The sequence below is a fragment of the uncultured Maritalea sp. genome (genome assembly GCF_937139385.1).
Classification (GTDB): Bacteria; Pseudomonadota; Alphaproteobacteria; order Rhizobiales; family Devosiaceae; genus Maritalea; species Maritalea porphyrae_A.
Genome location: NZ_CAKZPW010000065.1, coordinates 1 through 4,323 on the forward strand (window position 1 = coordinate 1; position 4,323 = coordinate 4,323).

Here is a 4,323-nt window from a genome sequence, read left to right on the forward strand (position 1 = left end):
CAGCTTGCGCAGGGCGGGGGCGACATCCGGATGGGCGGGCATGGAGCCGATGAGAGATTTTAACTCGGCCACGTCCTCATCACTGATCGTCACGCCCTTGTTTGCGCCGACCATCTGCAAGACACCCCCCGCCAGCGCACCGAAGGGGGCATAGCGGCCCGAGAGGGTCATGGTCTGCGAATAGAGGATCAGTTCGGCAAACCATTCGCGCAGGACCGAGGCGTCGCCGAACACCCGCGCGAACAGCGGCTCCAGCGTCGTGATGTCGAGCAGGGTCTCGTTCACGTCGAAGACGATTGTAGAGACGGGCTTTTGATCGGGCATGGGGGTCCTTCCGCTTATGACGGGCAATGCGCCCCGTCACTGTGAAGAAACCCCCCGTTCTGTCAAAAGGTTTCAGACGCCCAGGCGGTCGCGCAGCCCGTACCACCAAGAGCCCATCACCGAATAGGGCACCCGAAGCATGCGCCCTCCGGGGAAGGGGAACCATGGCACATTGGCGAAAACGTCAAAGCGGGTCAGATCGCCGTCGATCGCCTCGGACAGGATACGCCCGAAAGTATGCGAGCCGGTGACGCCGTGACCGCTGTAGCCATGGGCGAAATAGGTGTTGTCACCAATCCGGCCCATCTGCGGCACGCGGCTAAAGGATAGGGCGAAATTCCCGCTCCACGCGTAGTCGATCTTCACGTCTTTCAACTGGGGAAAGACCTTGTCCATGTTGCGTTTCAGCTTGGCCTTAATGTCGCGCGGGTCCGCGCCGCCATAGACCGTACCGCCGCCGAACAACAAGCGCTTATCTGCAGACAATCTATAATAATCTAGAATATAGCGCACGTCTTCGACGCAGGTGTCGGTTGGCAATATACCATTTGCGATGTCATCTGATAGCGGCTCTGTCGCCATAATTTGTGTTGAAACGGGCATGACTCGCGATTTCAGTTTACGTGATGCATCGCCCAGATATGCATTCCCGCAAAAGACGATGGTCTTACATCGAATTTGGCCCTGATCAGTTAGAACAAGTTGGTCTGCGTCCGCTTTTTGCGTCGATATGACCCGTGACATTTCAAAGATTTTGCCGCCGAGTTTTTCAATGGCCGCCGCTTCGCCAAGTGCTAGGTTGAGCGGGTGCATATGGCCGCCCGAATGGTCGACCAAACCACCAACATACGCATCCGTTTTGACGTATGTCGCAATCTGCGCCTTATCTAGCATCTCGTGGTCGTTCATGCCGTGTTTAGACCACAGCGCTTTTTTTGCTTCCAATTCTCGCATTTGCTTTTGAGTGAATGCCGCAAAAACGTTCTTTTCTTTCAGGTCACACTTGATGTCGTAGGTTGAAATCCGTTCGCGAATGATCTTGCCGCCTTCGGTGACCAGACCTCCGACAAAACCTGCAAACTCGTCACCATAGCGTTTCTGGATGGTGTCTAGACTTGCATTGAGCCCGTTGACGATTTGCCCGCCATTGCGGCCAGAAGCGCCCCATCCAACTTTTGCCCCTTCGACCACCGCTACTTTATATCCGCGCTCAAGCAAATGAAGCGCCGTAGATAGGCCGGAATAACCTGCGCCGACAACGCAAATGTCCGTCTGAAACTCTCCCACCAAAGCAGGGCGGTTTGGCGCCGGATTGGCTGATGCAGCATAGTAGGAATTGACGTGCTCTTGTTCACTTGAACTCGTGTTTGCGAGGCTCATCAAACGGTCTCCAAATAACTGGCGAACTCTCGGTCCGTCACTTGCCGAAAAATTTGGTTTAATTCTTGCTGCTTGCAGGAACTTAGGTTTTCGATCATTTGCTCGCTGAATATGGTGGGCAAGATTTTGCCGCCACAAAACGCGTCTATTGCGGCTTGCCAATTGGTTGGAATGAAGTTTTCAGATTTCTCATATGCGTTCCCAACAACTGGGCTTGGCGCCGACAATTTGCTCTTTATGCCATGCAAAGCGCCGCCGAGCACTGCAGCCAGGACCAAATATGGGTTGGTATCGCCGCCAGCGACACGATGCTCAATCCGACGTGCTTGATGCGGACCGCCGGGAATTCGGATTGCTGCAGTTCTGTTCTCATATCCCCACGATATCCCGGTTGGTGCGTGCGTATTTTCAGCAAAGCGACGGTAGGAATTGTAATGTGGCGCGAAAATCAGCGTAGATTCTTCCATTGTTGAAAGCAGTCCGGCAATGGCAGACCTCATGACGTCGCTACCATCTTCAGTGCCATCGTCGAAGACATTGTTTCCGTCTTGATCCAACACCGAGAAGTGCATGTGAAAGCCGTTGCCCGCGCGGTTTATGTATGGCTTAGCCATAAATGTCGCTGCCATGCCGTGCTTGTGAGCAATACCCTTGACCGCGCGCTTGAAATAAAGGGCATCATCGGCCGCTTTCAGGGCATCATCTTGGTGGTTCAGGTTCACTTCAAACTGCCCTGCACCACCCTCAGAGATAACAGCATCCGCTGGGATATCCTGTAGCATGCAGGAATCGTACAAAGCGTCCAGAAACTTAGAATTATCCGCAATAGCATCCAGCGAAAGCACATCATTCTGGGAAAAATCAAGTTCGCGCGAGTTTGGCGGCGTTGGCCGATGACCGGAATTATCAACCAGGTAGAATTCCAATTCAGTCGCAACGACTGGTGTTAGCCCCATTAGTTCGTATTTGCTCAACACGTCGGCCAAGGCATTTCGTGGGTCACCAAGATATGGAATGCCCTCTGCATCGTGCATGGTTACTGGGATCAGAGCTGTTGGCCGATCGCTCCAATCTAATGGAACGGCACCGCGACTGGTTGCTAAACAGATACCATCTTGATCACCGCTAGCCATAACAAGTGGACTATCTTCAATATCGTTCCCCCAAATATCAACAGAACACGACGAAGTGGGCATGCGAATGCCTTCTTTTAGCACTTTTTCCATTGAGGAAGCGGCAAGGCGTTTGCCCCGCAACAATCCATTGATGTCGCAAACGCCGACGATCAGATTCACATATTCGTTTGGTCGACTCAATTCAAACTCCCTGCCACATCACGAAAAATTTCAAACATCTTGGCTATTTCGAAAAATGTGATATCATTTTTATAAAAAGTATCACTAAGAGAAAAATTGTCAATCATTTAGAGAGGTGATATTGCCCTCCAGCATGATAAAAATCGACCAAAAACCAACAGATCGCAATTCCCTTTTTCTGCACGCCAACAATCGGGAAAAAGGGGTAACTGCTCAGGAGCATATTTACGCCCAATTGCGCGATGCGATCATGCTTGGTCGGTTTCGTCCGGGCATGTCTGTGACCATTCGCGGATTGGCCGAACTATTGAAGACCAGCCCTACCCCGGTTCGGGAAGCCCTGCGCCGCCTATCATCTGAAAATGGGCTCGAACTCTTGCCGAACAGAAGAATTGTTGTGCCGCGCATGACGGCAGAACGATTGGAAGAACTCATCGAAACACGTGTCGAGCTGGAGCGGTTTTCCGCCGTGCGTGCCCTGCCCTTTATCAACGACCGCCTCATTGACGAATTAGAAGTCATTGACGCAAGAATTGATAAAGCGGTTTTGGCTGGTGATCGCGACAAACAAATTAGAGATAACCAACTATTCCACCGTACGATTTATTGCGCCAACCCAGACAATATCCGCATGCCCATGGTTGAAAGCGTTTGGTTGCAGCTCGGCCCATTTTTGCGCATCGCTTTGCGCGAGATGGGCGATTTTTACAAGATTGACCGCCACAAAGAAGCGATAGCGGCGTTGCGCGCCCGCGATCCCAAACTACTTCGTGCAGCCATAGAAGCTGACGTGCGGGACGGCGTTGGCCAACTTGGACACGACGCCGTCGCCACTATTCTGAGCGAAAGCTAAGCGGGAATCGAGACCGCTTTGATTTCCAAGAAGTCTTCGAGCCCATAATGGCCACCTTCGCGCCCTGTGCCAGACATTTTGTAGCCACCAAATGGTGTGCCGTAGCCAATATCTGAATTGTTAATATGGACCATACCTGCACGAAGTTTGCGGGCAATCCGCATCGCCTTTTCGGGATCATTGGTCTGCACGGCAGCGGCCAATCCGTATTCAGTGTCATTGGCAATGGCAATTGCTTCTTCTTCGGTATCAAAAGGGATCAATGCCACAACGGGTCCAAACACCTCTTCGCGGGCGATGCGCATATTGTTGTTTACATTGCCAAAAACAGTAGGCTTCACATAGAAACCGCTTTTCACATTTTCTGGACGCCCAGTTCCGCCGGCCAACAAAGTGGCGCCCTCATCAATACCGGCCTGAATAAGCGCTTGCACACGGTCAAATTGCAAT

Annotated in this window: 4 protein-coding genes and 1 pseudogene; 1 reads left to right on the top strand and 4 read right to left on the bottom strand. The window is 52.1% G+C overall.

Annotated elements, in window-relative coordinates:
- The 3 genes and pseudogenes from Q0231_RS02820 to Q0231_RS02830 form a co-directional block, all read right to left on the bottom strand.
- Positions 1-324: pseudogene (locus Q0231_RS02820) on the bottom strand (haloacid dehalogenase type II); the annotation flags it as partial.
- 72 nt (positions 325-396) lie between these two features.
- Positions 397-1,704: an FAD-binding oxidoreductase gene (locus Q0231_RS02825; RefSeq protein WP_299344801.1), complete on the bottom strand. Its 1,308-nt coding sequence runs from the start codon at positions 1,702-1,704 to the stop codon at positions 397-399.
- Positions 1,704-3,020 carry a glutamine synthetase family protein gene (locus Q0231_RS02830; RefSeq protein ID WP_299344804.1) on the bottom strand — a complete coding sequence of 439 codons (1,317 nt, stop codon included), beginning with the start codon at positions 3,018-3,020 and terminating at the stop codon, positions 1,704-1,706. Before Q0231_RS02830 ends, Q0231_RS02825 begins: the two co-directional genes overlap by 1 nt.
- Positions 3,021-3,153: 133 nt before the next feature.
- On the opposite strand from Q0231_RS02830, the gene Q0231_RS02835 reads away from it, so the two are divergent.
- Positions 3,154-3,873 (top strand): GntR family transcriptional regulator, encoded by a 720-nt coding sequence (locus Q0231_RS02835; protein ID WP_299344807.1) that lies wholly within the window; start codon positions 3,154-3,156, stop codon positions 3,871-3,873.
- On the opposite strand, the gene Q0231_RS02840 is transcribed toward Q0231_RS02835, so the two are convergent.
- On the bottom strand, positions 3,870-4,323 hold a 454-nt coding region (locus Q0231_RS02840), incomplete at its 5' end, for an aldehyde dehydrogenase family protein (protein ID WP_299344810.1). The genes Q0231_RS02835 and Q0231_RS02840 overlap by 4 nt on opposite strands.